Source organism: Bradyrhizobium sp. AZCC 2289, assembly GCF_036924615.1.
Classification (GTDB): domain Bacteria; phylum Pseudomonadota; class Alphaproteobacteria; order Rhizobiales; family Xanthobacteraceae; genus Bradyrhizobium.
Window position 1 is genome coordinate 6,548,850 of sequence record NZ_JAZHRY010000001.1, and the last position, 22,750, is coordinate 6,571,599.

Genomic DNA, 22,750 nt, shown 5'->3' on the forward strand with positions numbered 1-22,750 from the left:
CAAAGCGATCGAAAATTCAAAGCCGTGTGACGTGAACATGCAGTACGGCGGCCTTGCCGTCATCGAGCGCCGCAAACGCGCGATCGATGGCGGCCGCAAGCTCGTCCGGCTCGGTGACGCATTCGCCGTAGGCGCCGAATGCTCTCGCCACGTCGGAAAAATCCCGCCGGTCGCCCTGGCGGCTGGACATCAGCCGCGACTGGAACTGGTCGGTCTCGGCGGCGATGCCCTTCGGATAAACCCGCTGCACCGCCGATTTCACTGCCTGCCAGCCGCCATTGTCGAGCACGATCGTGAAAATCGGTATCTGGTACTGCTGCGCCACCGCGTAGACACTGTCCGGCGAGGAGAAATGAAATCCGCCGTCGCCGATCACTTGCACGATGCGGCGATCGGATCGCGCGAGCTTCAGCCCCAGCGCCATGCCGCCGCTGAAACCGAGCCCACCGCCGGCGAGGCCCACGTAACTCTGCGGCCTGGTGCGGGTCACGTGTTCCTGCAGGACCGGTCCGTTGCGGATGGCTTCATTGAGGACGACGTCGTCCTGCGACAGCTTTCCGCTCAGCGTCGCGAACACGAAGGCCGGGTTGAGCGCGCCTGCGACGCCTTTATTGGCGCCGGCCGTGGCGCGGCGCTTCGCGGACGTCTCGCGCGCGCTGCTCCAGCTCGCGATGCGTTCGGCTATGCGCTTGTGATAGGCGTCATCGGCGCGGGCTTCGACCGCATCGAGCACCTGCTGCAGCACCACCGCGCAATCGCCCTGGATCCGCATGTCCGTTGCAAATCCCCACATCGGAAAATGCGCCTTCAACGGATCGACATCGATCTGGATCCATTTCATCGCATTCGCTTGTGCGGCATATTTCGGCACGAACGGCACGTCGGAATCGAGCAGCAGGCCGAGATCGGCGTGCTCGAGCAAGGGCAGCGGATCGGCGCCGGCGAAGCACGGCGAATCCTGCGGAATATTGAGGTCGATCGAGTTGAATTCGGCGACGCGGACGCCGGTCGCGTGCGCCAGCCGGTCGAGTATCGCCACCGCCTGCGGCTTGCGGCCGAGATAGGCTGCGAACGCAACCGGGTTTTCCGCCGCCATCAGGGTTTTCGCGATTGCGTCGGCCCGCGCGGGCTCGATGCCGCCGGCGTGCACGCTGCCGTAACGCGCCGGCGGATAGGCCGGCATCGCGGCCTCGTCCCATTCTTCCGCGAGCGTTTCGCGCGGCAGCATCATGTAGACCGGGCCGGGCGGATCGCTCTGCGCAAAGGCGCTGGCGCGGGCCAGCGCTTCCTTCACCACGACGCCGGAGGGCAGCGAATATTCCCATTTGACATAGGGGCGGACGATGCTCGCGATATCGAAGGGGTCTTGCACGAAATGCACATAGCTGTCGCGCGATCCCGTCAGTTCGCCATGCAGCGTATGCGGGGCGCGGCCGGCGAACAGCATCACCGGCAGACGGTAGCGAAACAGGTTCTGGATCGCCATGCAGGCATTCGCTGTGCCGGCATCGACATGCACCAGCACCGCCTGGCCGCGCCCGGTCGCCAGCGCGTAGCCGCCGGCCATATGCACCGCCACGACTTCATGCGGGCACAGGATCATCTCGGGGTGCTTGCGGCCCTCCTTGTCCCAGCGCGCCATTTCCTCGATCAGCGACACATGGTCGGTGCCGAGATTGGCGAAGATGTATTCGACGCCGAGATCGACCAGCCCTTCGAGGAAATAATGCGCGGTGGAATGGCGGCCCATGCGCTATCGCTTCTCGGCGACGAATTTGTTGCGCAGCGTGCCGATGCCGGTGATGTCGATCTCGACGACGTCGCCAGCCTTCAGGTCCGGCGAGGCGCCGTCGGTGCCCATCCAGATCACGTCGCCCGGCCACAGCGTGAAATATTTCGTCAACTCGACGATGAACGGCACGATGCCGAAGATCATGTCGTTGGTGTGGAAGCGGCCGGTTTCCTTGCCGTTGACCCGGATGACCGTTTCCATCCCGGCGAGATCGACATCGGTCTCGATCCACGGGCCCATCGGTTTGAAGGTATCGGCGTTCTTGGCCCGCCACAGCCCGCGATCGGCCTTCTGCCAGGTGCGTTCGCTGACATCGTTACCGATGGTGTAGCCGAACACACAGGACATTGCGTCGGCCTCGGTAAGATGCTTGGCCTTCTTGCCGATCACGACGACGATCTCGCCTTCGTAGTGGATCTTTTCGGTGGCGGTCGCCGGGATCACCACGTCTTCGTCATGCGCGATCAGCGCGTTCTGGGCGCGATAGCCGATCTCGGGTCTGTCAGGGATGTTCGGGACCGTGCCGGCCTTGTCGGCGGCTTCCTTGAGATGCTTGAGGTAGTTGAGGCCGACGCAATAGAAGGTGCGAGGGATCAGCGGCAGTTCGATCTTGACGTCCTTCAGCGCATGCGATTGCGGCGTGCGCTGCCATTCGCCGAAGGGCTCGCCGCTGACGGCGATCACCTTGTCGCCCTCGACGACGCCCCAGGATGTCTTGCCGGCGGCGGTGAATTTGAGCCAACGCATGAAATTTCCTCTTGTTCTTATTCGGCCGCGGCTTGCGGCCGGGTTTTCCAGGCGCCGGCGGCCGGACGCCGCAAGCCCAGATTTTCGCGCAGTGTCTTGCCGGTGTAATCCCTGTGGAACAGCCCGCGGCGCTGCAATTCCGGCACAATATGGTTGACGAAGTCGGCATAGGAGCCGGGGACATAGGTCGCGGCAATGACAAAGCCGTCGCAGCCGCGGCCGAGGAACATTTCTTCCAGCCTGTCGGCGATCTCCTTCGGTCCGCCGACAATGGCGTCCTGGGTCTGGCCGCGGCCGGAGAAAGTGATGAAATCGCGTGTGCTCGGATTGGTTTTGCCGGAGGTCTTCAGCACGCCGTCGCGGATGCCGAGCATGCCTTGCATGCCCTGCAGTTCTTCCGTCGTCAGCGGCTCGTCGATGCCCTTGGCGCCGAAATCGAAATTCAGTCCCTCCGCAAGCAGCGACAGCGCATCGATCTCCAGCGGCAGCTTGCCGATCAGCGCCATCTTGTCCTCGGCCTCGGCCTTGGTCGCCGCGCACACCGGCGTGATCAGATTGCACAGAAACATCTGGTCGGGATCGCGGCCGGCTTTCGCCGCTTCATTCCGGATCGCGTCATAGCCCTGTTTGGCATTCGCCAGATTGCGCGCGGCGGTGAAAATCACCTCGCCCCATCGGCCTGCAAAGCGCTGGCCGCGTCCGGAAGCGCCGGCCTGGATGACGACCGGATGACCCTGCTGTGAGCGCGGCACCGTGAACGGACCGCGCGACTTGAAGAACGCGCCCTTGTGATCGAGCCGCTTCACCTTGGTCGGATCGGCGAACCGTCCGCTCTTCTTGTCGATGATGAGCGAGCCGTCTTCCCAGGAGTCCCAGTGTCCGAGCACGACTTCCATGAACTCGTCGGCGCGGTCGTAACGGAGATCATGGTCGAGGTGCGCGTCCTTGCCCATATTATGGGCTTCGCCGTCATTGACCGAGGTGACCACGTTCCAGGCCGCGCGGCCGCCTGTCATGAGGTCGAGGGTGGCGAAGCGGCGTGCCACGTCGAACGGCTCGTAATAGGTGGTCGAGCAGGTCGAGGCCAGGCCGAGCTTTTCGGTCACCATGCCCATCGTGGTCAGCACCACGATCGGATCCATCTTCACGCAGCGGATGCCGTATTCCACGGTATGGGTATGATCGCTGCCGTAGCGGTCCGGCATTGCCAGCCGGTCGTCGAAGAACGCCATGTGGAATTTGCCGGCTTCGAGAATCCGGGCGATCTCCTGATAATAATCGGCCGACATCGAATCGTCGCGCGATTCCGGGTGCCGCCATGAACTCGGCAGGTTGGTGCAGTTCTGCGCCTGCAAAAAGCCCACCAGCGCCATTTGCCGTGTCATGTTGTTCTCCCTTGGTCGGCCAAGCGAATTGTCACTTCAGATCGAGCTCAGTGATGAGCTTGTAGTCGGTGGCCAGCGCCGTCAGTTTGTCCCAGGTCGCGTCCTCGATCTCGATGCCCTCTTTCCTGCGCTTCTGCTCGCGCAGATATTCGACCTCGCCCGGATAGAACACGCCGCCCGAGCCTTCCGAGGGGGGCGTGGATTTCAGATAGTGCGCGAATTCGGCGACTTCCTTCTTGAAATTCTGCAACGGACGGAACGCGGCGACGTTGAACACCGCCATGAAGCAGCCGTCGTTGTGACGCCCGGTCGGTTCGACCCCGAAGCCGAGCCCGGTCAGCAAGCCGCACAGCACCTCGACCATCGCGGCAAGGCCAGAGCCCTTGTAGCCCTCGCTGCCGCCGAGCGGCAGCAATGCACCGCCCTTACGATATTCCCTGGGGTCGGTGGTGTGCCGCCCCTCGGCATCGATGATCCAGCCGGTCGGGATTTCTTCACCGCGCGCGACGGCGAGCGCGATCTTGCCGGCGGCCACCGCCGATGTCGCCATATCAAGGTAAAACGGCGCCTCGAGATCGGACGGCACCGCGATCGAGATCGGATTGGTGCCAAGCCGGGCCTCGCGGCCGCCGAACGGCGCCACATGCTTGGGCGAGCGGCCGGAATCGGCGGTGGCAATTCCGATCATGCCGGCCTGCATCGCCATCATTGGATAATGCGCGAGCCGCCCGACATGGCTCTGCCGGAACACCGTGCAGGCGGCGACGTTGGCGGTCTTCGCCTTCTCGATCGTCAACGCCATCGCCTTGGCGTTGACGTGAAACCCAAAACCCCAATGGCCGTCGATCACCGTGGTGGTCGGCGATTCCTGCACGATGGTCCATTTCGCGCCGGGCACGATATGGCCGGCCTTGATGCGGTCGATATAGGTCGGGACCGCGATGATGCCGTGCGAATCGTGGCCGGCGAGGTTGGCGTTGACGCAGCCGACCGCCACGGCGCTGGCCTCCTCGTCCGACGCGCCGGCGGCCCTGAGCAGCGCGGTGCCGATGCGCGCGAGACGGTCGGCCTGGACGATCGGCATGGGATTTCCTCGTTGGCGCCCGCGCGAAAGGCGGGTCTTGTTTGTTGTCGCCGGTGGCATGGTCTCAAAGCGATGGCTTGAGAGCAAGGGCAGAATATCCGGGTGGCCATGCCGTCGGCACGGCCTCGTGCGCTGCGAATTTCACAGGGCGAAACCGGCCGCGGCGCTGCCTGGCAAATCGCGCGGGCAGCCGTCGCCGAGGGCAGGGTTACGAATTCATCAACGGAACCGTAGTTCTTCGGGGCTTCTGGCCTCGTTGTTGGCGTTGCATTTACTCTGAATCGCGGTTTGGAGCCGACAATAACGTCCATTTAGGCGTCTCCTCCGCATAAATCCCCCAGGGGCCGGCCGCGTTGCCTGCTGGGGGAGCTCAAGAACGTCGCGCGTACATTCGCGGCGTTGAACGCAACCAACGAAGCGATCCTGTACGCCAAATCGCCAGAGGAATTGTACGAGAAGGTCTGCGAAGCCGCTTTTTCCAGCGGAGACTTCCTGGCGACGGCTGTCTTTTTGCTGGAGCCGGAGACCAGCCTGCTGCGCTTTGCTGCCGGCTTCGGCGAGGATATCGTCAGGCTGCGCAGCATCGATATTTCGATTGTTGCCAATACGCCTGAGGGGTCCGGGGTCTTGGGCAGGCCTTTCGCGACCAGAAGGTATCCATCAGCAACGATTTCCTGAATGACGCGCGTTCGCTGGCCTGGCGTCGGGGAGCGCGCGCCGGGCATGTCGGCGCGGCTGCTGCGCTGCCGCTGACCTGCAATGGGCGCAGCGTCGGCGTGTTGCTCGTGACCCGGCACGAGCCGGGGTCAATCAATCGCCCGATCGTCACGCTGCTCGAGCGCATGTCGGCGAACCTTTCATTTGCGCTGGACAATTTCGACCATGAGGCGGCGCGCAAGAACAGCGAGCGGGCGATGCGAAGGCTCGCCCGGATGTTCGGCGCCATCAGCGCGACCAACGAAGCCATTCTTCGCGCCAAGACCGAGCAGGAGCTCTATCAGCGCGTTTGCGATGCCGCCGTCCACAGCGGGAAATCCGTGGCCACCGCCGTCCTGCTGGCCGAGCCGGGCTCGATCTGGCTGAAGCTGGCCGCCGCCACCGGCGAGAGGCTCGATCTGATCGCACGGACCCAGTTTTCGATCGATCCCGATGATGAGTTTGGCAAGGGCATCTGCGGCGAGGCGTTCCGGACGCAGCGGCCTTGCGTCGACCACGACAGCGGGCCCTGGCAACAGGCCGGACGCGAGACCCGCGTCGTTGCCAGCGTCGCGGTTCCCTTGATCAAGGCCGGCGAGAGCGTCGGCGTATTGATGTTCTCGGTCGGCAAATCATGGGCGGCCGACGAGGAGATCATCGCGCTATTGGCGCGGATTGCGGAGAACGTCTCGTTCGCGCTCGATAATTTCGAGCGCGCGAACGAAAAGGCCAGAGCGGATGGACAAAAGGAACGCCTGACGCGCATGTTCGCGGCGCTGAGCGCGACCAACGAAGCGATCATGCGGGCCAGATCGCGATCGGAAATGTTCGAACTGGCCTGCCAGGCCGCGGCGAAGGGCGGAAGATTCAATTCGACCAGCATCGTTCTGGTCAGGCCCGACAGCGACTATCTGGATATGGTTGCCGTCGCCGGGCCGACTGCAAACAACGCGCGCCGGCTGAAGGTTTCGATCAACGAGGCGCTTCCGGAAGGGCGTGGGCTCTGCGGCACGGCGTTCCGTTCGCGCCAGGCTTGCATTGCGAACGATTTTCCCGGCGACCCGCGAGGCGCTCCGTTTCAAGACGTCATTCACAGCCGGGGTGCGAAGTCAGGCGCGGCATTTCCGCTGCTGGTTGACGGGAAGCCTGTTGGCGTGATGCTTTTCATCTCCTCCGAAAGCGGCACGTTTACTCCCGAATTCGCCGAGCTGCTGCAACGGCTGGCCGATAACGTCTCCTTTGCGCTCGGAAGTTTCGATCGCGCCGACGAGAAGGCCGGGACCGAGGAGCAAAAGCAACGGCTGACGCGCATGTTCGCAGCATTGAGTGCGACCAACGAGGCGATCATGCGGGCCAAGTCTCGCCACGAGCTGTTTGAACTGGTCTGCGAGGCCGCTGCCGTCGGCGGCCAATTCACCTCCACGGCAATCGCGCTGCTGCGGCCCGGTGAGGATTTCCTGGAAAACGTCGCATCCGCCGGACCCGACAAGGCGCGGGCAAAAGAGGTGCGATTATCGGCCGATGCCAGTCGCCCCGAAGGGCAGGGCCTCACGGGGGTCGCGATCCGCACGCGAAAGCCTTGCATCAGCAACGATTATCTGGATGAATTCGGTACCTCGGCGCATTTCTACACCGTCGTGCGCGATAGCGGGACCCGATCCGGCGCGGCTTTGCCGTTGCTGAAGGACGGCGAGGCGATCGGCGCCTTGGTGTTTCTCTCCAGTGAACTCGGTGCGTTCAGCCCCGAATTGATCGGGTTGCTGCAGCGGTTGACGGAGAATGTCGCGTTCGCGCTCGACAATTTCGACCGCGCCGATGAAAAGGCGCGGGCCGATGAGCAGAAGGAGCGGCTGTCGCGCATGTTCGCCGCGCTCAGCGCAACCAACGAAGCGATCATGCGGGCGGGATCCCGCACCCAACTTTACCAGTTGGTCAGCGAGGCAGCGGCAACTGGCGGCAAGTTCACCTCCACAACCATAGCGCTGGTGAGATCAGACAGCGACTATCTTGACATCGTCGCCACCGCCGGACCGACCGCGGAGGGGGCATGGAAGGTCACACTGTCGGTCAATGAGGCGCATCCGGAAGGGCGCGGAGCGTGCGGCAGGGCGATCCGGTCACGGCGGGCCTGCATCATCAATGATTATTTCGCTGATCCGCATACCCGCGCTTTTCATGCCAGGGCTCGCAGCGATGGGACCAAGTCCGGCACGTCCTTTCCATTGTTCGCGCGCGGCCAGGTGGCTGGCGTCATGATTTTCGTCGCAACCGAAAAGGACACGTTCACGCCGGAATTCGCCGAGCTCCTGCAGCGGCTCGCCGACAACGTGTCGTTCGCGCTGGAGAGCTTCGACCGCGCCGACGAGAAGAACAAGGCCGACGAGCGGATCGAATATCTGGCGTCGCACGACAGTCTGACCCATCTTCCCAACCGGGAGATGTTCAACGAACTGCTTCGCCATGCGATCGATGCCGCGAGCCGTTACCGCCGGAAATTTGCCCTGCTGTTCATCGATCTCGACAGGTTCAAGGTCATCAACGACTCGCTGGGGCACGACGCCGGCGACATGTTGCTGGTGGAGATCGCGGGCCGGCTGCGCAGCGCCTTGCGCGCGAGCGACGTCGTGGCCCGGCTTGGCGGCGACGAATTCGTCGTCATCCTGGAAGAAACAGCCGAACGCCATGACGTCGAACGCGTCGCCGGCGAGCTTTTGTCTGCGCTCAGCCAGCCGCTGCAATTGAGCGGTCACGAATGCCAAACCACGGCCTCGATCGGTATCGCGATGTACCCGTCCGACGGTGCCGACATGCAGACTCTGACCAAGAATGCCGACATGGCGATGTATCTTGCCAAGGAAGACGGCAAGAACGGCTTCCGCTTCTTCACAAGGGAGATCAAGGCGCAATCGATCGAGCGCCTGACACTGGAAATCGCCTTGCGCCGTGCGCTGGAGCGCAACCAGTTCTCGCTGCACTACCAGCCGAAAGTCGATATGGCGAGCGGGCAGATCACCGGCGTCGAGGCGTTGCTGCGCTGGACGCATCCCGACCTCGGCATGGTGTCGCCAGCGCAATTCATTCCACTTGCCGAGGAGATCGGGCTGATCGTCCCGATCGGGCGCTGGGTGTTGAAGGAAGCCTGCGCGCAGAATATGGCGTGGCAGCGCCGCGGCCTGCGGCCGGTGACGATGGCGGTCAATCTCTCGCCGCGGCAATTCGCCGACGCGCATCTGTTGCACGACGTCGACGAGGCATTGCTGGCAAGCGGCATGTCGCCGGTATTGCTACAGCTCGAGGTCACCGAAAGCATGGTGATGCGCAACGTGTCGCGCGCGATCAAGGTGCTTGATGCGATCCAGAGCCGTGGCATCCGGCTTGCGATCGACGATTTCGGAACCGGCTACTCGTCGATGTCGCTGATGAAGCAGTTTCCGATCGACACCATCAAGATCGACCGTTCCTTCGTTCGCGACCTGCCGGATGATTCCGAGGACCGGGCCATCGCGCAGGCGATCATCAGCATGGGCAAGGCGCTGGGTATGACGATCATTGCTGAAGGCGTCGAAACCGTCGAGCAGGAGGCGTTCCTGCGCGACCATTCCTGCGACGAAATGCAGGGCTTTCTGTTCAGCAAGCCGCTGCCGTCCCGGGAAATGGCCGATCTGCTGCGCGCCGCGCCGCGGTTTGCCTCGCCGCCGCTTCAGCCCGAAGGCGGCGACGCGCCGGAATACGCCATTCCGCGCTCAAGCCTGAAAAGCGCTGTCGTCTGACGGTTGCGGATGCAGGTCGCGGACATCGGAATCGGTGGAATCCACCTTGCGCGAGAAATCATATGGCCATGGCTGGAACGTCTGGCCGGCCAGCGATTGAAACAGGACTTTGGCGCCCGCCGCGTAGCTCGCGCCATCGGACAATCCCAGCCGGGCGGAACTGCCCGGCGGCAGCTTAAACGAAATATCCCGCACCTCCATCGCCGGGCCCCACCACCATGCCGGGGCCGGCGGTCGCTCGTCCTCACCAAGCACGCGCCAACGCACAAACTCGTCGACAACGCGCTCGAATTGCAGCTTTGCGGCCGGATGCATCATCGAAATCCCTTGTTGGTGCCGATGATAGCCGTATCCGCGACGGGCGCAAATACGTGGACCGCCCGCCAGGTTGCCGGGCCCTCAATTTTGCCGTCGCCGGCAGTGCTGCGCCGGTGTTATTTCTCCTCCGCCGCCGTGGAGGTCGCCGGGCCTTCACCCATGATCAGCAACACGGCGTCTTCATCCTTGGCGCCGTCCCAATGCACCTGCTTGCCGAAATGCGTCACAAAACTCCCGGCGGGCATCGGCGTCGTGTTGGCGGGGTCGAATTTCGGGCCGGATCCTACCCACCAGGTGCCCTGGAGCACGACAATGTAACGGTCGTTGGGGTGGAAATGCGGGCGGCTGAAATGATTGCCCTTGGTCCATTTGGTGTAGACCATGTAGAAGCCGGGTTTGGCGGGATCGCCAACAACGACGGCGTTTTGTGCGCCGGCTGCGTTGACCGGGCTCCATGGGATCTGGTCCGGCAATTTGTAGATGACGGCGGCGGGATTGAGTTCGGCGGCAGAACCGATGCTCAGCATGCCGGCGAACGCGAGCGGCGCCACGAGATATCGCCAAAGCCGGTTTCTCGGCTGCATGGGTTCCTCCATTTTTGACGTGATCTGAAACGCGCCCATCTTGGTTGTCTCCAATGCTAGCCGGTCTCGTTCCCGCGGGGCAAGATGCGCATGTGCATGCGTGGTGCGACAATAGAAACATTGCACAACGCAACTGCAGCATGAAAAACGGATTTACGCCGCGCGTTGTGGTGTTAGGTTGCGGCCAACCAAAACAAGGGAGGAAACTCTAGATGAAGCGTTTGTCGGCACTTGCGGCGGGTCTCTTGATCGGCGCCGCCGCCTTTCAATTTTCGGGCGTGGCGTCCGGCCAGAGCGATGGCTGGATCACGCTGCTCGACAGCAGCAAGATGGGTGACTGGGATGAGGTTGGAAAAGCCAATTGGGCGATGAAAGACGGCGCGCTGGTCGCCGACAAGCTCGACGGCAAGGACCTGTCCTATCTCGTCTCCAAGAATCCCTACAAGGATTTCCAGATCAGGGCGGAGTTCTGGACCGATGAGGAGGCCAACAGCGGCATCTTCATCCGTTGCGAGGAGACAAAGAAGATCGACTCGAAGGTTTGCTATGAGGTGAATATCTTCGACAAGCGGCCCGACCCGAGCTACGGAACCGGCGCGATCGTCGATGTCGGCAAGGTCGATCCGATGCCGAAGGCCGCCGGCAAATGGAACACCTACGAGATCACCGCGCAGGGCCCGCACTTCGTTGTCGTGCTCAATGGCCAAAAGACCGTCGACGCCCAGGACTCAAAGCACGCCAGCGGCCATATCGCGCTTCAGTATGGTTCGGGCGTGGTCAAGTTCCGCAAGGTGCAGATCAAGCCGCTGTAACTCAGGCCGCCGGCGACAGGCTCGCCGAGCCGAAAACAGGCTCACCCGTCTTCGGCGGGTGAGCTTTTTTATGCCAGGCCCAGGCGGTGCGGATGATGGTCGCAAGGTCCGAATGCGCGGGCTCGAAATTCAATATCGCGCGCGCGGCGGACGGGTCGGCGACCAGGTAGGTCGGATCGCCGGCGCGCCGTGGCTTGACCACATGCGGCACCTCGCGGCCGGTCTCGGCCTGGATGGCCGCGAGTATCTCACGCACCGAAAATCCCTTGCCGGTGCCGAGATTGAAGGCGCCGCCCGAATGTCCCTGCAGCAGTAGCTTGAGCGCCAGCACATGGGCTGCCGCCAGATCGGTGACGTGGATATAATCGCGGATCGCGGTGCCGTCGGGTGTCGCGTAATCGTCGCCGAACACCGCAAAGTCGGGCACGTGCCCCTGCAATGCCATCATGGCGCGGGGAATGAGATGAGTCTCGACGTCGCGCAGCTCGCCGATACCGCCTGAGGGATCGGCGCCGCTGGCGTTGAAATAGCGCAGTGCGAATGAACCGAGCCCGTAAGCCGCGCGATAATCCGCCAGCACGCGCTCGATCATCCATTTGGAGGCGCCATACGGATTGATCGGCGCGCAGGCGTAATTTTCGGGCAGGGCCTGGCTGTCGGCGTTGCCGTAGACCGCACCAGTGGACGAAAACACCAGGCGGTTGCAGCCGGCCGCGCGCATCGCGTCCAGCAGCGCCAGCGTGCCGGCCAGATTGTTGAGGTAGTATTTCTGCGGATCGACGACGGATTCTCCGACCAGGCTTGACGCGGCGAAGTGCATGACGGCGGTGATGTCATGTTGGGCAAAGGTGTGCGCGAGCGTGGCCTTGTCCGCGATGTCGCCGGTGACCAGGGCGCCCGTGACGAACGAGCGGTGGCCGGTGGAAAAATTGTCGTAGCAAACCGGCTGATAGCCGGCCGCATCCAGCGCCCTGCAGCAATGCGAGCCGATATAGCCCGCGCCGCCCGTGACCAGGATGGCGGGACGGCCGCTCATCAGTCGCCCGTCCGGTCAGTGACCGACGGCCGGCTCTTGTTGAACAGCAGATAGAGCGCGCGCGGATTGGTGGTCAGGTAGCGCCAGAACAGGCGGCGCGGCTCCAGCCAGATGCGCCAGGCCCATTCCAGCCCGACGCCCTGCATCCATTGCGGCGCGCGCGCCCGGCTGCCGGACAGGAAGTTGAACAATCCGCCCGACGTCTTGATGACGCCGACATTGGACAGGCGCGCGGCGTATTCCTCGACAAAGGCCTGTTCATAGGGCACGCCGAGCGCGACCCACAGATAATCCGGCGCCAGCGCGTTGATTTCATCGACCTTGGTGCGCAGCGCATCGCCCCTGAGATAGCCGTGCGAACGGCCGATGATCTTCAGGGCGGGATACCGGCTGCGAACATTGGCGACGGCGGCGGCATTCTCCGCCTCATCCGCGCCGAACATGTAGAAGGTCAATCCCGTCGCCTGGGCCTTGCGGGCGACGACGTGAAACAGGTCGGTGGTCGCGACGCGTTCGGGAAGCGGTGTCGATGATTTGAACCGCGATACGGTGACGAGCGGCTGGCCGTCGGCATTGATCAGGTCGGCGGCACGAAACAACCGATCGGTCATCGGTTCGGTCGAGCAGCGTGCCAGCACTTCGCCATTGGCCGAGGTCAGATAGAGCGGGCGATTGGTTCGGCGTTGCGGGAACACCATGTCGATCATGAAGTTCGCGGTCTGCTCGAGATCGAGCACGGCGAGCCGAAGCCCGCCCAATGTGATGCGGGTCACGCTGGCGGTGGCGGCTCTCCCGACGGGATTTACGCGACGCTCACGCATATTGTTGGTCTCGGTGACGGCTGACGACCGCGGGGTTGAGTTCGTTCAGGATGACGCCCACCAGCTTGCGCTCCGCCCCATCGAGGGCGGCAATGATGTCTTCCATGCTGTCGTTGATATCGAGATGGACCGCTAGCACCGCGACGAGGCCGTCGGCGATACCGATGAGATTGCGGTCGGCCGCGCTCCACGGCATCGCTGGTCCGTCGAGAATAATCAGGTCGTAGCCGCCGGCGGCGCGCGCCTGCTCGATCGCGTTGCGGATGGCGTCGCCTGCCTTGACATCACGCACCCTCGCATCGGCGCTTTGGATGGCGGGCAGGATCGAAATTCCGTTTACGGTCTCGATGGCGCGCGTCGCCTTGCTGCCGATGCTGAGCCAGCCGAGGCGGCTTGGTTCGCGCTTGCCGAGGTGGCTTACCTTGTCCGTCAGCGCGTGCGCTTTGTGATCGGCGTCGATCATCAGTACCTTGGCGCCGTCGCGCGCGGCTGACAGCGCAATGTTCACCACAACGATGCTGCGGTCATCGCCAGCGGCTGCACCGATCGCGGCCATCACGGGCGTGGTTTTGGCGGCTGTGCGCTTATCCAGCGTGGCGCGGATTTCGCGCATCGTGTCGGGGAATGTCATCAGCGGCAGGCCCGCGCGCAGCGTCGGCCAGCCGAGCCGGGTGACGTCGGCCGTGCTGCCCGTCGCCAGGATTCCACCCAGCGTCCGCATCACGTCGGACTCCTGCAACTGGGCAATCAGCGGCTTCTCGATCGCGCTCACCACGGGCTGAGCTCGCGCTGGCGTGGCGGGCGGCTGCTTCGGGGCCGCGGCAACGGTCCGCTTCCCCGGGGCGAACGGTGTCTTGGTCTGAAGCGGGCCTGCGCCCGGCGTCAGGCGGTCGATGGCGATCATCCAGGCGGCCGCGGCCAGCGCGCCGAACACAAAGCCGATCATCGCGATCAGGCTCATCGCCGGCGGGAAGGTGCGTCGTTGCGGCACGGTGGCATCGCCGATGACGCGCGCGCTAGAGGTGTTCAGGCTTTCCTGTTCCTCGGTTTCGCGCGAGCGCTTGAGGAACGACTGATAGACGTCCCGGCTCGCCTCGACGTCGCGCTCGAGCTCGCGCAACCGCACCGAGGCCTGGCTCATCTGGACGCTCTGGCGCTTTTGGGTCTCGAGCGCCTTGTTCAGCGAAGCCTCGTAGTCGCGGGCACGGGTGAGATCGTTCCTGGCCGATTGGGCGTAGCGCTCGACTTCTTCATTGACGGTTCGGCGCAGGTCCTCGACCTGCTTGTCCATCTGGCGCAGCGCGGGATGCCGCGGTCCCAATTCGCTCTGCAACTCGGCCTGGCGCTTCTTGGCCTCGGCAAATTGCGCACGCAGATTGGCGATGGTCGGCGATTGCAGCGCCTCGGGGATCGCGCCGGCATCGGTGGCGGCGCGGCGGCTGGCTTCGATCTGGTCGTATTTGGCTTGGGCGTCGAGCGTCAGCGCCCGCGCCGCGGCGAGCCGCTGGTTGCTGGCGGAGAGCTGCTGGTCGCTGATCAGCGTGTCCTGGGTGCCGACGAAATTGTTCTGTGCCTTGTAAACCGCGAGCGTGTTCTCGGCGTTGCGGAGCCGTTCCTGCAATTCCTTCAGCCGGCCGGAGAGGTCGCTGGTCGCGCGCCTTGCGGCGGTGGCCTGCGACTGCTTCGATTCGGCGAGATACGCCTTGGAGATCGCGTTGGCGAGCATCGCCGCCTTGGCCGGGTCATACGACCAGACGTCGATGTCGACGATGAAGGTGCGGTCGGTCTTCTTCACATTGATGTGGCGGTTCAGCGCTTCCAGCGCGCCCATCTGAACCAGCTTCTGCTGCTCGGCGGTCGGGCGGAACTCGATCCCGAACAGGCCCAGCAGCGAAGCGAAGATGCCTTTGGCGCCGGTGCCGCCGAATTCGGGATCGGTGTCGAGACTGGTGTCGCGGATCACCTGCAGCAGCACATTGTTGGAGGTGATCAGGCGCGCCTGGCTCTCGACCACCATCGCAAGGCCGGAAATATCCTGGGCGCGCGGCGTCAGTTCGCGATCGACCAGCTGCAATTCGCGCGGGTCGACGTAAAGCTGGGCGCTTGCAGTGTATTTCGGTGACAGGCTTTTGCCGATCGCGACCGCGACGCAGGCGCAGATCAGCGCCGCCGAGGCGATCGCGATTTTCCGCTGCCACAGCAACTGGGCCAGATCCAGCACGCTGAAACCGGCAGACGCCGATACCGGCGCGGGCATTGCGTCTGGTTTGGCCTGGTCTATCGGCTCGTCATAAATAAGCATCGACCCCAGCTTCCATTCCAACTGCCGCACGCTTCGGCTGAGGGGTTACTCTTCGGGTTACGCCACGCGCGCTACAGGCCAACGCGGAAACAACGCACACAGGAAAATTAACCATACTCATTGAGGGACTATTCACCGAAATGGCAAACAAAGCGTTTAAACGCGGGCACATCGCTGCGCCTCCGCCATGGTCAGGACCGGGATTTTCCGGCGCGCCGCCGCCGCGAGGGCGTGATCGACGAGCGCCGGCGAACAGCCGTAGGGGCTCGGCTCCTCGGCGACGTCGTGACCGTAGAAAATTAACCATCCATTATTCTCTTGCGCCTCGTCGAAGGCGCGCTCGATCCCGTCGCGGGTCATCTGGCGATCGATCAGCGGCATCGCGCGAAGGAACTGCATGTCCACGCTGCCGCAATTCACGCCGGGGACGATGCTGCGGCAGGACACGAACGCGTCCTTGAGCATCTGCTTTCGGGCGAACGATCCGTAGCCGAACGGATAGGCGAAGGTCCCGATCTCGATGGAGGGATCGAGCGAACGAAAATAAATGCGGTTGCGCGCGATCTCGTCAGCCAGCGATAGCTCGTCGAGATCGCAGGCGCGCCGATGCGAGAAGGTATGACAGCCGATCTCGTGGCCGCGACGATACAGCGACACGACATCCGCGGCGTCGCCGGAGTCCCAGTCGGGCGTGTTGACGCCGACCAGGCCGCCCGACACATAGAACGTGCCGCGCGCGCCATGCGCTTCGAGGATTTCGGCGCCGGTGGTCACCGCGCTTCTTGGAAGATCGTCGAAAGTGAAGCTGACCATCGGCGTGGCATTGCGCAGCCGAACCAGGTCGACGTGCAGATGCATCGCCAGCCGGTGGCTGACCTTCACCCGTGCTTCGGACAACATCGCGTTCATTTTCATCGCTTTCGCAAAATCACGTGGTAGTCGCCGTGCCGCACGTCGGTCTTGCCGGACAGGAAAAAATTCATCGCTGTAGCGACGGCGTCGACCAGGGCGGCGAACAACGGCTTGCGCCGGCGCATTTCCGGATAGCGCGGGCTCTCGTATTGCCTGCGATAGATCATCTGCAGGCCGTGCCTGTCGGCAAAGGCTTCGAGATTCGACAGCGTGACCAGCGGATGGAAGTGGGTCGGGAACGGCGCGCAGCCGGGCTGGCCGGCGTTTTTGTCGCCGCGCACATGGCGGTAGAACCAGACATGGAACCAGTGCGGCGAGTATTTGGTGACGACGCCGGACAGCGACCTCGGATTCGGCGCGCCGATCAGGATCATGCCGTTCCGCTTCAGCGACTGGCAGAAGCCAAGCAGGGCGGCTTCGACGTCGGGCACGTGCTCGATCACATTGTAGCAAATGACGAGATCGAAACTGTCGGGTGCGAAGCGATAGGTCTGGATGTCGCCGAGGATCGTCTCCTGCGCGTAATCATTGTTGCGGATCTGGTCCTCGTCGATATCGACCACGGTGACGTGGGCGCGGCGCAGCACGTTGAGCGGCAGGAAGCTGGTCGAGCCGCCGCCGGCCTCGTAAATCGCAAGGCCGGCCGCGGGCAGTCTCGCCTCGAGAATGCTGTGAACGGTCAGCAGGCTCTGTCGCGCCTCGCCGGGTGGCAGATCGAGCAGGGATTGCGGATGCGCCGGCGCCGGCTTGACGGCCGTGTCGGCGGGAGAAGCATGAGCAGGATCGAGAGCTAATGTCTTGGTCATTGGTTCATCCAATGTTGATGTTTGCGAATTTGGTCCGGAACATCGCAACGCCGGTCTTCAGGCGCCCGCGAATCCGGGAAATGTCGAACAGCCAGCACAGCGCCGCGTAGGTGACGAGCCCGGCGCCCGCCAGCACGGCGCAGGCGGCCAAATCCGCAACATGCAGGCTTCGGTCGAGCGCGCCGACGATGATCGCCATCACCAGTCCGGCGATCACCGTCAAGGCCAGCCGGCCGAGCGGAAGCGGAACCGGGAAGGCAAAGCGGCTGAGCAGCAGCGCACCGGCAAATCCGAAGGCGTCGGCGCCGAGACGTGCCCAGGCCGCGCCGACGGTGCCGTAATGGTCGACCAGAACATAGGTCAGGATCACATTGGCGACGATGATCGAGGCGGTGTTGATCAGATAGAACGCGTTGCGGCCCGACAGCAGGAAGCTTGCATGCAGATATTGCTGCGTCAGGATCTGGAAGATCACGGCGACGGCGACGATCGGCATGGTCTGCGCCGCCAGTTCGCGGAAGTCGGCGCCGAGAATGACGTTGGCGACGTGGGAGGAAATGACCGCAAAGCCGAGGCAGGCCGGCAGGGTGATGCTGAGCAGCAGCTCGACGCATTCGGCGAGATGCGAGCGTACCGCCGCGTCGCCTTGCCTGGCGTGGATCTGCACCGCGAGCGGGAAAAACGCTGCAGCGGCGCTCATCGCCGGCATCATCAGGGTCTGCCGGACCAGGTCGAGCGCTGCGACATATTTTCCGGCGTCGGCGGCGCCAACCAGATTGGCGATCATGAAGCGGTCGGTGACGCTGGAAATCCCGAGCAGGGTGAGCGACAGCGTCAGGGGCAGGCCCGTCTTCGCCAGCGCCGCCAGACGGGCGCCGTCGAATGTGACGATGGTGCCGCGCCAGGATGTGCGCGACTGCACCAGTACCGCGATCAGATAAGCCAGTGCGGACGACAACAGCAGCAGGAAGCCGGCCGGGCTGACGAGCGCTACCACAACGCCAAGGCCAAGCACCGCAACGGCGCGGACCAAGGTGGCCTTCATGACCGAGATCGCCATCAGCCGGGCGCGAACCAGATCCTGGGTCAGTTCGAACAGGCCGATAGCGACCGAAAGCACCACCGCCGCCAGTGCCGCCGTCGGGTCCAGCCCGAGCAGCCGTCCCAACCCGTATGCGATCGGCGCGGTCAGGCAGCAGATCAAATATCCTGAAATCACCAGCCCGCGGACGTCGGTACCGTCGTTGCGCGCGTGGCCGCTGAGAATGAGATTACGGAACCAGCCGACCAGGAAAACGCTGACGACGGCAGCGAAGCCTGTGCCAAGCAGATAGACGCCATAATCATGCGGCGACAGCAGCCGGGTAAATATGAATACGCTCAACAGTCCCAGCAACGCCGAGAGGATGTTGGCGGTCAGATTGATGCTGGCTTGCCCGATCAGCATAGTGCTGCAAGCCCCGCGGGTTCGTCGGTGAGGGCTAACGGAGCAAGGATGGCGTCGCTCTCGGCGATCGCTGCGCGAATGGTTTCGACCGGTGTGCCGGAGAAGGATGCGATCGAGAACGCGACGTCGTGCCTGTTGGCGCTCTCGAGCAACTGGTTGAGTTCACCCTTGCTCAGCGTCGGCTGTTCCCAATAGCTGACGCATGGCGTCGTCGGGACGGCGCGATGGACAGTGGAAAAAGCCGGATCGTTCTGAACGAAATATCCGTACAGCATGTATTCGGAGAACTCGCGGGTCTTGCAGAGGGCGTCGATCCAGTCGAGGCTGGTCACGGACTCGATTCTGGAAGTCAGGGCGCGCGTGGTCTGCTGGTCCCAGAATATAATGTGTCCGATGAAGTCGGATGCCGGGAGCGTCGGCGTGGGGTATCCCAGAAGCTGATGGCTGGTCTCGACCCAGCGCGAATGGCGCGGCTGATCCGCGATAACCGCGTTCTCCATGGTCAGAAGCGGGATCGGATTCGGGTACTCAAAACGCGACAGGTCGAAATCCCGGAAAAACACAACGTCTGAATCCAGGATACAATAGCGCTGGTGGGGCAGCGAGATGGTTGCGGCGATCTTCAGGAATTGCTGGACGTGCCAGCCGCTCACCGGCTTTGCCCGCAACGACCACCAGAACTGCCGCCGCTTGCGCTGGATGATGCGCGGCAGCGGCCGCAGCCAATCCGGCAGGTAGGCCGATGCCGGAATCACGATGCGCCGCTCGCTGGCGAGATGGGCGAACAACGGCAGGTCGCAGTCGGGAACCAGCAGATAATGCTTCGAGAACGCGATGACGTGACGGTCCACGCTCTCGCAAAGCAGTGTGCAGAGCTCGAGGTCGCGCCCATAGGTTGGGGTTAACAACGCGACGGGATTCATCTCGCAGGTTTCTCTGGCGATAACATTCACGAGCAGTTCTCTGGGTGCCGTTTCCGTGTGCCAGTCAATGAGCAAGATCGGTGCCGGACCGCGCCGCGAGCCATTGCTGCGGTTTGGTGTGGTTAACTTTGCGCGCGCTTAACCATCGCGTGGCGGTTAACCGCGCGTGGTAACCATCGTTCAAGCCGCATTCGCGCGCTGCAGCCGCACTGAACTGCTATTGCCCGGAATTTGCAGAGCCTGAGCCGGTATCGCCGAGGTGGTTCGGCGAAGGTATGGACGCATGACGATAGGGTCGCATTTCCGGCTGGATTTCCTCGCGAGCGGCAACTGGGCCGTGAGGTCAGTTCTTTTCGGCACAACCGGACTGTCCGGGATGTCCGCTTTTGGCACGGCGACGGCCTTCGCCGCGGGCGGCTCCGAACCGGCGTTCGCGCCATGAAGTACCGTGCCGATATCGACGGCCTGCGGGCGCTCGCCGTTGTGCCAGTGCTGCTCTACCACATCGGCGTTCCCGGCTTCTCGGGCGGCTTCGTCGGCGTCGACATCTTTTTCGTTATTTCGGCCTATCTGATCTGCGGCATGATCGACGCCGACATTCGCAGCAGATCGTTCTCGCTCGGCGATTTCTACAAGCGCCGGATCCTGCGCATCCTGCCCGCGCTGTTCGTCATGTTCCTGGTCACCAGCGTCCTGGCCTATGTCTATTGCCTTCCGGTCGAGCTGCAGGACTATTCGAGGAGCCTTGCCGGCGCGGTCGCGTCGGTCTCGAACTTTTACTTCGCGCAGACCGCCGGATATTTCGAGGCGGCGGCCGAAACCAAGCCGTTGTTGCACACGTGGTCGCTGGGGGTCGAGGAGCAGTTCTACTTCGTCGTGCCGCTCTTGATGCTGCTTGCCTACCGGTTTGCGCCAAGGCGCGCAAAACTCCTGTTTGCGATCGCCGCCACGCTCTCCTTTGCCGCAGCACTCGCGGTCAGCTATCGAAACCAGACCTTTGTCTTCTACCTCACGCCATTCCGCGCGTGGGAGCTGGCGCTCGGCGCACTGCTCGCGATCGGGTTTATCCCGGCACCGGAAACCGGGTTCTGGCGAAATCTCTGCGGTGCCACGGGATTGTTGCTCCTGCTCGGCGTCATTTTTCTGGGATCGTCATCGGCGCCGCTGCTTCTGTTGACGTCGCTGGCCAGCGTCGGCGCTACCCTGGTCATTGCCTCCAGCGAGCGCGGGATTTCGCAGGTCGGACGGTTGCTGTCGCTGTCGCCGATCGTATTCATCGGCCTGATCTCCTATTCGCTCTACTTGTGGCATTGGCCGCTGACGGTGTTCCAGCGCACCGACGCGCTGTTCTCGGCCGACTCGCCCGCGTCGGCCAAGCTGACGCTGATCGTCTTGTCGGTCGGTATCGCCTATCTGTCGTGGAAACTGGTTGAGCTCCCGTTCCGTGCGTTGGCGCGCGAGACGTCCAAAGCCGCCGCTTTCGGTGCGGCGTCGACGGCAATGGCGGCGGTGTTTACGCTGTGTGGATTGACGCTGATCGTCGGCGGAGCGCCGTCGCGTTTTCCGGATCGCGCCGTGGAGATCGGTGCCTATCTCGCCTACGATTCCTCAAGCCAGTTCCGCACCGGGCGTTGTTTCCTGTTGACCAACCGCCAGCAGTTCGACGCCGAGACCTGCATGAAGTTGGATTCGACGCGGCCGAATTATCTGCTCGTTGGCGACAGCCATGCGGCGCATCTCTGGTCCGGTCTGGCTTCAGCGATGCCGGAAGTGAACATCATGCAGGCCACCGCGAGCCTTTGCCGTCCGGCCGTGCTGCCGGGATCGCGATACGATACGCGGGTGTGCCGAACCCTGATGCGGTATGTGTTCGACGATTTTCTCGTCAATAACAAAATCGACAAGGTTCTTCTTGCCGCATCGTGGAAAGACGAAGACCTGCCGATCCTGTCGACCACGCTGGAGATATTGAAGTCGAGAGGCGTCGACGTCACGGTGCTCGGGCCAATCGTCGAATATGACGCGGCGCTGCCGCGGCTTCTCGCCGATGAAATCCTGCGCGACAGCCCCGCGTCGGCAAACGCCAGACGTACGCCCGGCATTCGGGAGCGCGATCTGGCGATGCAAGAGATGGTGACCGCGCGTGGCGCGACCTACCTCTCGGTCTATGACGCCGTTTGCCACAATGGTCATTGCGACGAGTTCGCGGATGACCGCGTTCCCATGCAGTTCGACGCCGGCCATCTCACGGCAAAGGGGTCCGTTGAAGTCGGGCGAAGGCTTTCAGTCTTCTTGAGGAAATTTGCGAGCGCAGACCATGCGTCGAACTGATCGAACGCGCCGCCATTGGCATCGGTCCAAATGGCCGGCACTTGTCCTGATGGTGTTCGTACTGGGCAGCCTTGCCTCGGCTGGAAGTGACGCACGTGCCGCGTCGCGCGGATTCTCAAACCCGGCGAAGTTTGCGGGTGCGTTCGTCGATTGGGGGCCGGTGGGTCGCGAACGCATGCTGCAGGCCTGGGAGAAGTGGCTGAAGCAGGAGCCGTCGTCGGTGCTCGGCGTCGACTTCTATGGGCAATCGACCTGGGACGATCTTTACAAATTCGGCTGGGTGCCGGGAATCTGGAAAAAGCTCAACCCGGCGCGGAACGTGGTTTGGTCGGTGCCGCTGACGGTCAAGGGGACGCCGCTCGCGGACGTCGCCGATGGCCTTCACGATGCCGAATTCGAGGCGGCGGCGCGCACGATCGCCGAAGCGCAGCCAAAGGCAATCATCCGCCTTGGCTGGGAAATGAATCTTTCAACCATGCCGTGGTTCGCCAAGGACCAGGAGGCCGACTACATCAGGGCGTTCCGGCGCGTGGTCGGAATATTCAGGCAACACTCCGCCGATTTCAGCTACGACTGGTGTCCGGGGTGGGGCGCCCAGGACAGCGCCGCGGATCTGGCGTATCCCGGCGACGACGTCGTCAACACCATCGGCCTCGATGTCTACGATTTCAAGCACGAAGGCTCGGTGGAGGAGCGATGGGACCTCTTCTATGTGAAAGCACCGTTCGGCCTTGAGTGGCACCGGGACTTTGCGGTCCGGCACGGCAAGCGCATGAGTTATCCCGAATGGGGCGTCGGCAATGCCGGCGACAATCCATTTTTCGTCCAGCAGATGCATGACTGGTTCGTCAAGAACGAAGCCATTATCGGCTATGCGGCCTATTTTGACGTCGATGGATTGTGGCCCACGCAGATCGACAACGATCAGTTTCCCGAATCACAGCAGCTGTTCAGAAAACTGTTCAGCCGCTGATGCCCCGACGC

18 protein-coding genes are annotated in these 22,750 nt (G+C 63.1%); 5 read left to right on the forward strand and 13 right to left on the reverse strand.

The genetic code is table 11. The features are described from left to right. Positions 1 to 16: 16 nt before the first annotated feature. The 4 genes from V1289_RS31060 to V1289_RS31075 are packed head-to-tail and all read right to left on the reverse strand — an operon-like array spanning position 17 to position 5,008. Complete coding sequence (locus tag V1289_RS31060; RefSeq protein ID WP_334401653.1) at positions 17 to 1,750, reverse strand: thiamine pyrophosphate-requiring protein; 1,734 nt, start codon at positions 1,748 to 1,750, stop codon at positions 17 to 19. Between the two features lie 3 nt (positions 1,751 to 1,753). Further along, positions 1,754 to 2,539, reverse strand: coding sequence for a fumarylacetoacetate hydrolase family protein (locus V1289_RS31065; protein WP_334401655.1), 786 nt, complete (start codon positions 2,537 to 2,539; stop codon positions 1,754 to 1,756). 17 nt (positions 2,540 to 2,556) lie between these two features. Then, positions 2,557 to 3,924, reverse strand: a complete 1,368-nt coding sequence (locus V1289_RS31070; RefSeq protein ID WP_334401657.1) for an LLM class flavin-dependent oxidoreductase — start codon at positions 3,922 to 3,924, stop codon at positions 2,557 to 2,559. Between the two features lie 31 nt (positions 3,925 to 3,955). Then, positions 3,956 to 5,008: an Ldh family oxidoreductase gene (locus V1289_RS31075; protein WP_334401659.1), complete on the reverse strand. Its 1,053-nt coding sequence runs from the start codon at positions 5,006 to 5,008 to the stop codon at positions 3,956 to 3,958. Positions 5,009 to 5,455: 447 nt separating this feature from the next. Between V1289_RS31075 and V1289_RS31080 the strand changes: the two genes are divergently transcribed. Continuing rightward, positions 5,456 to 5,686 carry a hypothetical protein gene (locus V1289_RS31080; protein ID WP_334401661.1) on the forward strand — a complete coding sequence of 77 codons (231 nt, stop codon included), beginning with the start codon at positions 5,456 to 5,458 and terminating at the stop codon, positions 5,684 to 5,686. Beyond that, positions 5,683 to 9,474: a bifunctional diguanylate cyclase/phosphodiesterase gene (locus V1289_RS31085; protein WP_334407740.1), complete on the forward strand. Its 3,792-nt coding sequence runs from the start codon at positions 5,683 to 5,685 to the stop codon at positions 9,472 to 9,474. Before V1289_RS31080 ends, V1289_RS31085 begins: the two co-directional genes overlap by 4 nt. On the opposite strand, the gene V1289_RS31090 is transcribed toward V1289_RS31085, so the two are convergent. Further along, positions 9,448 to 9,792 (reverse strand): hypothetical protein, encoded by a 345-nt coding sequence (locus V1289_RS31090; protein WP_334401663.1) that lies wholly within the window; start codon positions 9,790 to 9,792, stop codon positions 9,448 to 9,450. The genes V1289_RS31085 and V1289_RS31090 overlap by 27 nt on opposite strands. 116 nt (positions 9,793 to 9,908) lie before the next feature. After that, positions 9,909 to 10,376 (reverse strand): cupin domain-containing protein, encoded by a 468-nt coding sequence (locus V1289_RS31095; RefSeq protein ID WP_334401665.1) that lies wholly within the window; start codon positions 10,374 to 10,376, stop codon positions 9,909 to 9,911. Between the two features lie 212 nt (positions 10,377 to 10,588). Here V1289_RS31095 and V1289_RS31100 point away from each other — a divergent pair, with 212 nt between their 5' ends. Beyond that, a complete protein-coding gene (locus V1289_RS31100; protein WP_334401667.1) occupies positions 10,589 to 11,188 on the forward strand; it encodes a 3-keto-disaccharide hydrolase in 600 nt (199 codons plus the stop codon). 1 nt (position 11,189) lies between these two features. Here the strand turns inward: V1289_RS31100 and galE are convergent, their stop codons facing one another. From galE to V1289_RS31135, 7 genes are all read right to left on the reverse strand, one after another. Further along, entirely contained in the window at positions 11,190 to 12,224 is a 1,035-nt protein-coding gene (gene galE / locus V1289_RS31105; protein ID WP_334401669.1) for a UDP-glucose 4-epimerase GalE, read from the reverse strand. After that, the gene (locus V1289_RS31110; RefSeq protein ID WP_334401670.1) at positions 12,224 to 13,045 is read right to left on the reverse strand and encodes a WecB/TagA/CpsF family glycosyltransferase; all 822 of its coding nucleotides are present in this window, start codon (positions 13,043 to 13,045) and stop codon (positions 12,224 to 12,226) included. The genes galE and V1289_RS31110 overlap by 1 nt, the downstream gene beginning before the upstream one ends. Then, on the reverse strand, positions 13,038 to 15,347 hold the full coding sequence (locus V1289_RS31115) for an exopolysaccharide transport family protein (protein ID WP_334401672.1): 2,310 nt from the start codon (positions 15,345 to 15,347) through the stop codon (positions 13,038 to 13,040). The genes V1289_RS31110 and V1289_RS31115 overlap by 8 nt, the downstream gene beginning before the upstream one ends. 156 nt (positions 15,348 to 15,503) lie before the next feature. Next, positions 15,504 to 16,256, reverse strand: a complete 753-nt coding sequence (locus V1289_RS31120) for a polysaccharide deacetylase family protein (RefSeq protein WP_334401673.1) — start codon at positions 16,254 to 16,256, stop codon at positions 15,504 to 15,506. A gap of 2 nt (positions 16,257 to 16,258) precedes the next feature. Continuing rightward, positions 16,259 to 17,065, reverse strand: a complete 807-nt coding sequence (locus V1289_RS31125) for a class I SAM-dependent methyltransferase (RefSeq protein ID WP_334401676.1) — start codon at positions 17,063 to 17,065, stop codon at positions 16,259 to 16,261. Positions 17,066 to 17,069: 4 nt separating this feature from the next. Continuing rightward, complete coding sequence (locus V1289_RS31130; RefSeq protein WP_334401678.1) at positions 17,070 to 18,512, reverse strand: lipopolysaccharide biosynthesis protein; 1,443 nt, start codon at positions 18,510 to 18,512, stop codon at positions 17,070 to 17,072. Continuing rightward, complete coding sequence (locus tag V1289_RS31135) at positions 18,506 to 19,435, reverse strand: DUF6492 family protein (RefSeq protein WP_334401680.1); 930 nt, start codon at positions 19,433 to 19,435, stop codon at positions 18,506 to 18,508. Before V1289_RS31135 ends, V1289_RS31130 begins: the two co-directional genes overlap by 7 nt. Positions 19,436 to 19,873: 438 nt before the next feature. On the opposite strand from V1289_RS31135, the gene V1289_RS31140 reads away from it, so the two are divergent. Further along, positions 19,874 to 21,766, forward strand: a complete 1,893-nt coding sequence (locus V1289_RS31140; protein ID WP_334401682.1) for an acyltransferase family protein — start codon at positions 19,874 to 19,876, stop codon at positions 21,764 to 21,766. After that, the gene (locus V1289_RS31145; protein ID WP_334401684.1) at positions 21,753 to 22,739 is read left to right on the forward strand and encodes a glycoside hydrolase family 26 protein; all 987 of its coding nucleotides are present in this window, start codon (positions 21,753 to 21,755) and stop codon (positions 22,737 to 22,739) included. Before V1289_RS31140 ends, V1289_RS31145 begins: the two co-directional genes overlap by 14 nt. Positions 22,740 to 22,750: the final 11 nt, after the last annotated feature.

Coding starts and splice junctions, on each gene's coding strand:
- V1289_RS31120 (WP_334401673.1), bottom strand. CDS start 16,256: ATGAACGCGATGTTGTCCGAAGCACGGGTGAAGGTCAGCCACCGGCTG.
- V1289_RS31070 (WP_334401657.1), bottom strand. CDS start 3,924: ATGACACGGCAAATGGCGCTGGTGGGCTTTTTGCAGGCGCAGAACTGC.
- V1289_RS31075 (WP_334401659.1), bottom strand. CDS start 5,008: ATGCCGATCGTCCAGGCCGACCGTCTCGCGCGCATCGGCACCGCGCTG.
- V1289_RS31065 (WP_334401655.1), bottom strand. CDS start 2,539: ATGCGTTGGCTCAAATTCACCGCCGCCGGCAAGACATCCTGGGGCGTC.
- V1289_RS31130 (WP_334401678.1), bottom strand. CDS start 18,512: ATGCTGATCGGGCAAGCCAGCATCAATCTGACCGCCAACATCCTCTCG.
- V1289_RS31090 (WP_334401663.1), bottom strand. CDS start 9,792: ATGATGCATCCGGCCGCAAAGCTGCAATTCGAGCGCGTTGTCGACGAG.
- V1289_RS31135 (WP_334401680.1), bottom strand. CDS start 19,435: ATGAATCCCGTCGCGTTGTTAACCCCAACCTATGGGCGCGACCTCGAG.
- V1289_RS31145 (WP_334401684.1), top strand. CDS start 21,753: ATGCGTCGAACTGATCGAACGCGCCGCCATTGGCATCGGTCCAAATGG.
- V1289_RS31095 (WP_334401665.1), bottom strand. CDS start 10,376: ATGCAGCCGAGAAACCGGCTTTGGCGATATCTCGTGGCGCCGCTCGCG.
- V1289_RS31060 (WP_334401653.1), bottom strand. CDS start 1,750: ATGGGCCGCCATTCCACCGCGCATTATTTCCTCGAAGGGCTGGTCGAT.
- V1289_RS31140 (WP_334401682.1), top strand. CDS start 19,874: ATGAAGTACCGTGCCGATATCGACGGCCTGCGGGCGCTCGCCGTTGTG.
- V1289_RS31125 (WP_334401676.1), bottom strand. CDS start 17,065: ATGACCAAGACATTAGCTCTCGATCCTGCTCATGCTTCTCCCGCCGAC.
- V1289_RS31110 (WP_334401670.1), bottom strand. CDS start 13,045: ATGCGTGAGCGTCGCGTAAATCCCGTCGGGAGAGCCGCCACCGCCAGC.
- galE (WP_334401669.1), bottom strand. CDS start 12,224: ATGAGCGGCCGTCCCGCCATCCTGGTCACGGGCGGCGCGGGCTATATC.
- V1289_RS31115 (WP_334401672.1), bottom strand. CDS start 15,347: ATGCTTATTTATGACGAGCCGATAGACCAGGCCAAACCAGACGCAATG.
- V1289_RS31100 (WP_334401667.1), top strand. CDS start 10,589: ATGAAGCGTTTGTCGGCACTTGCGGCGGGTCTCTTGATCGGCGCCGCC.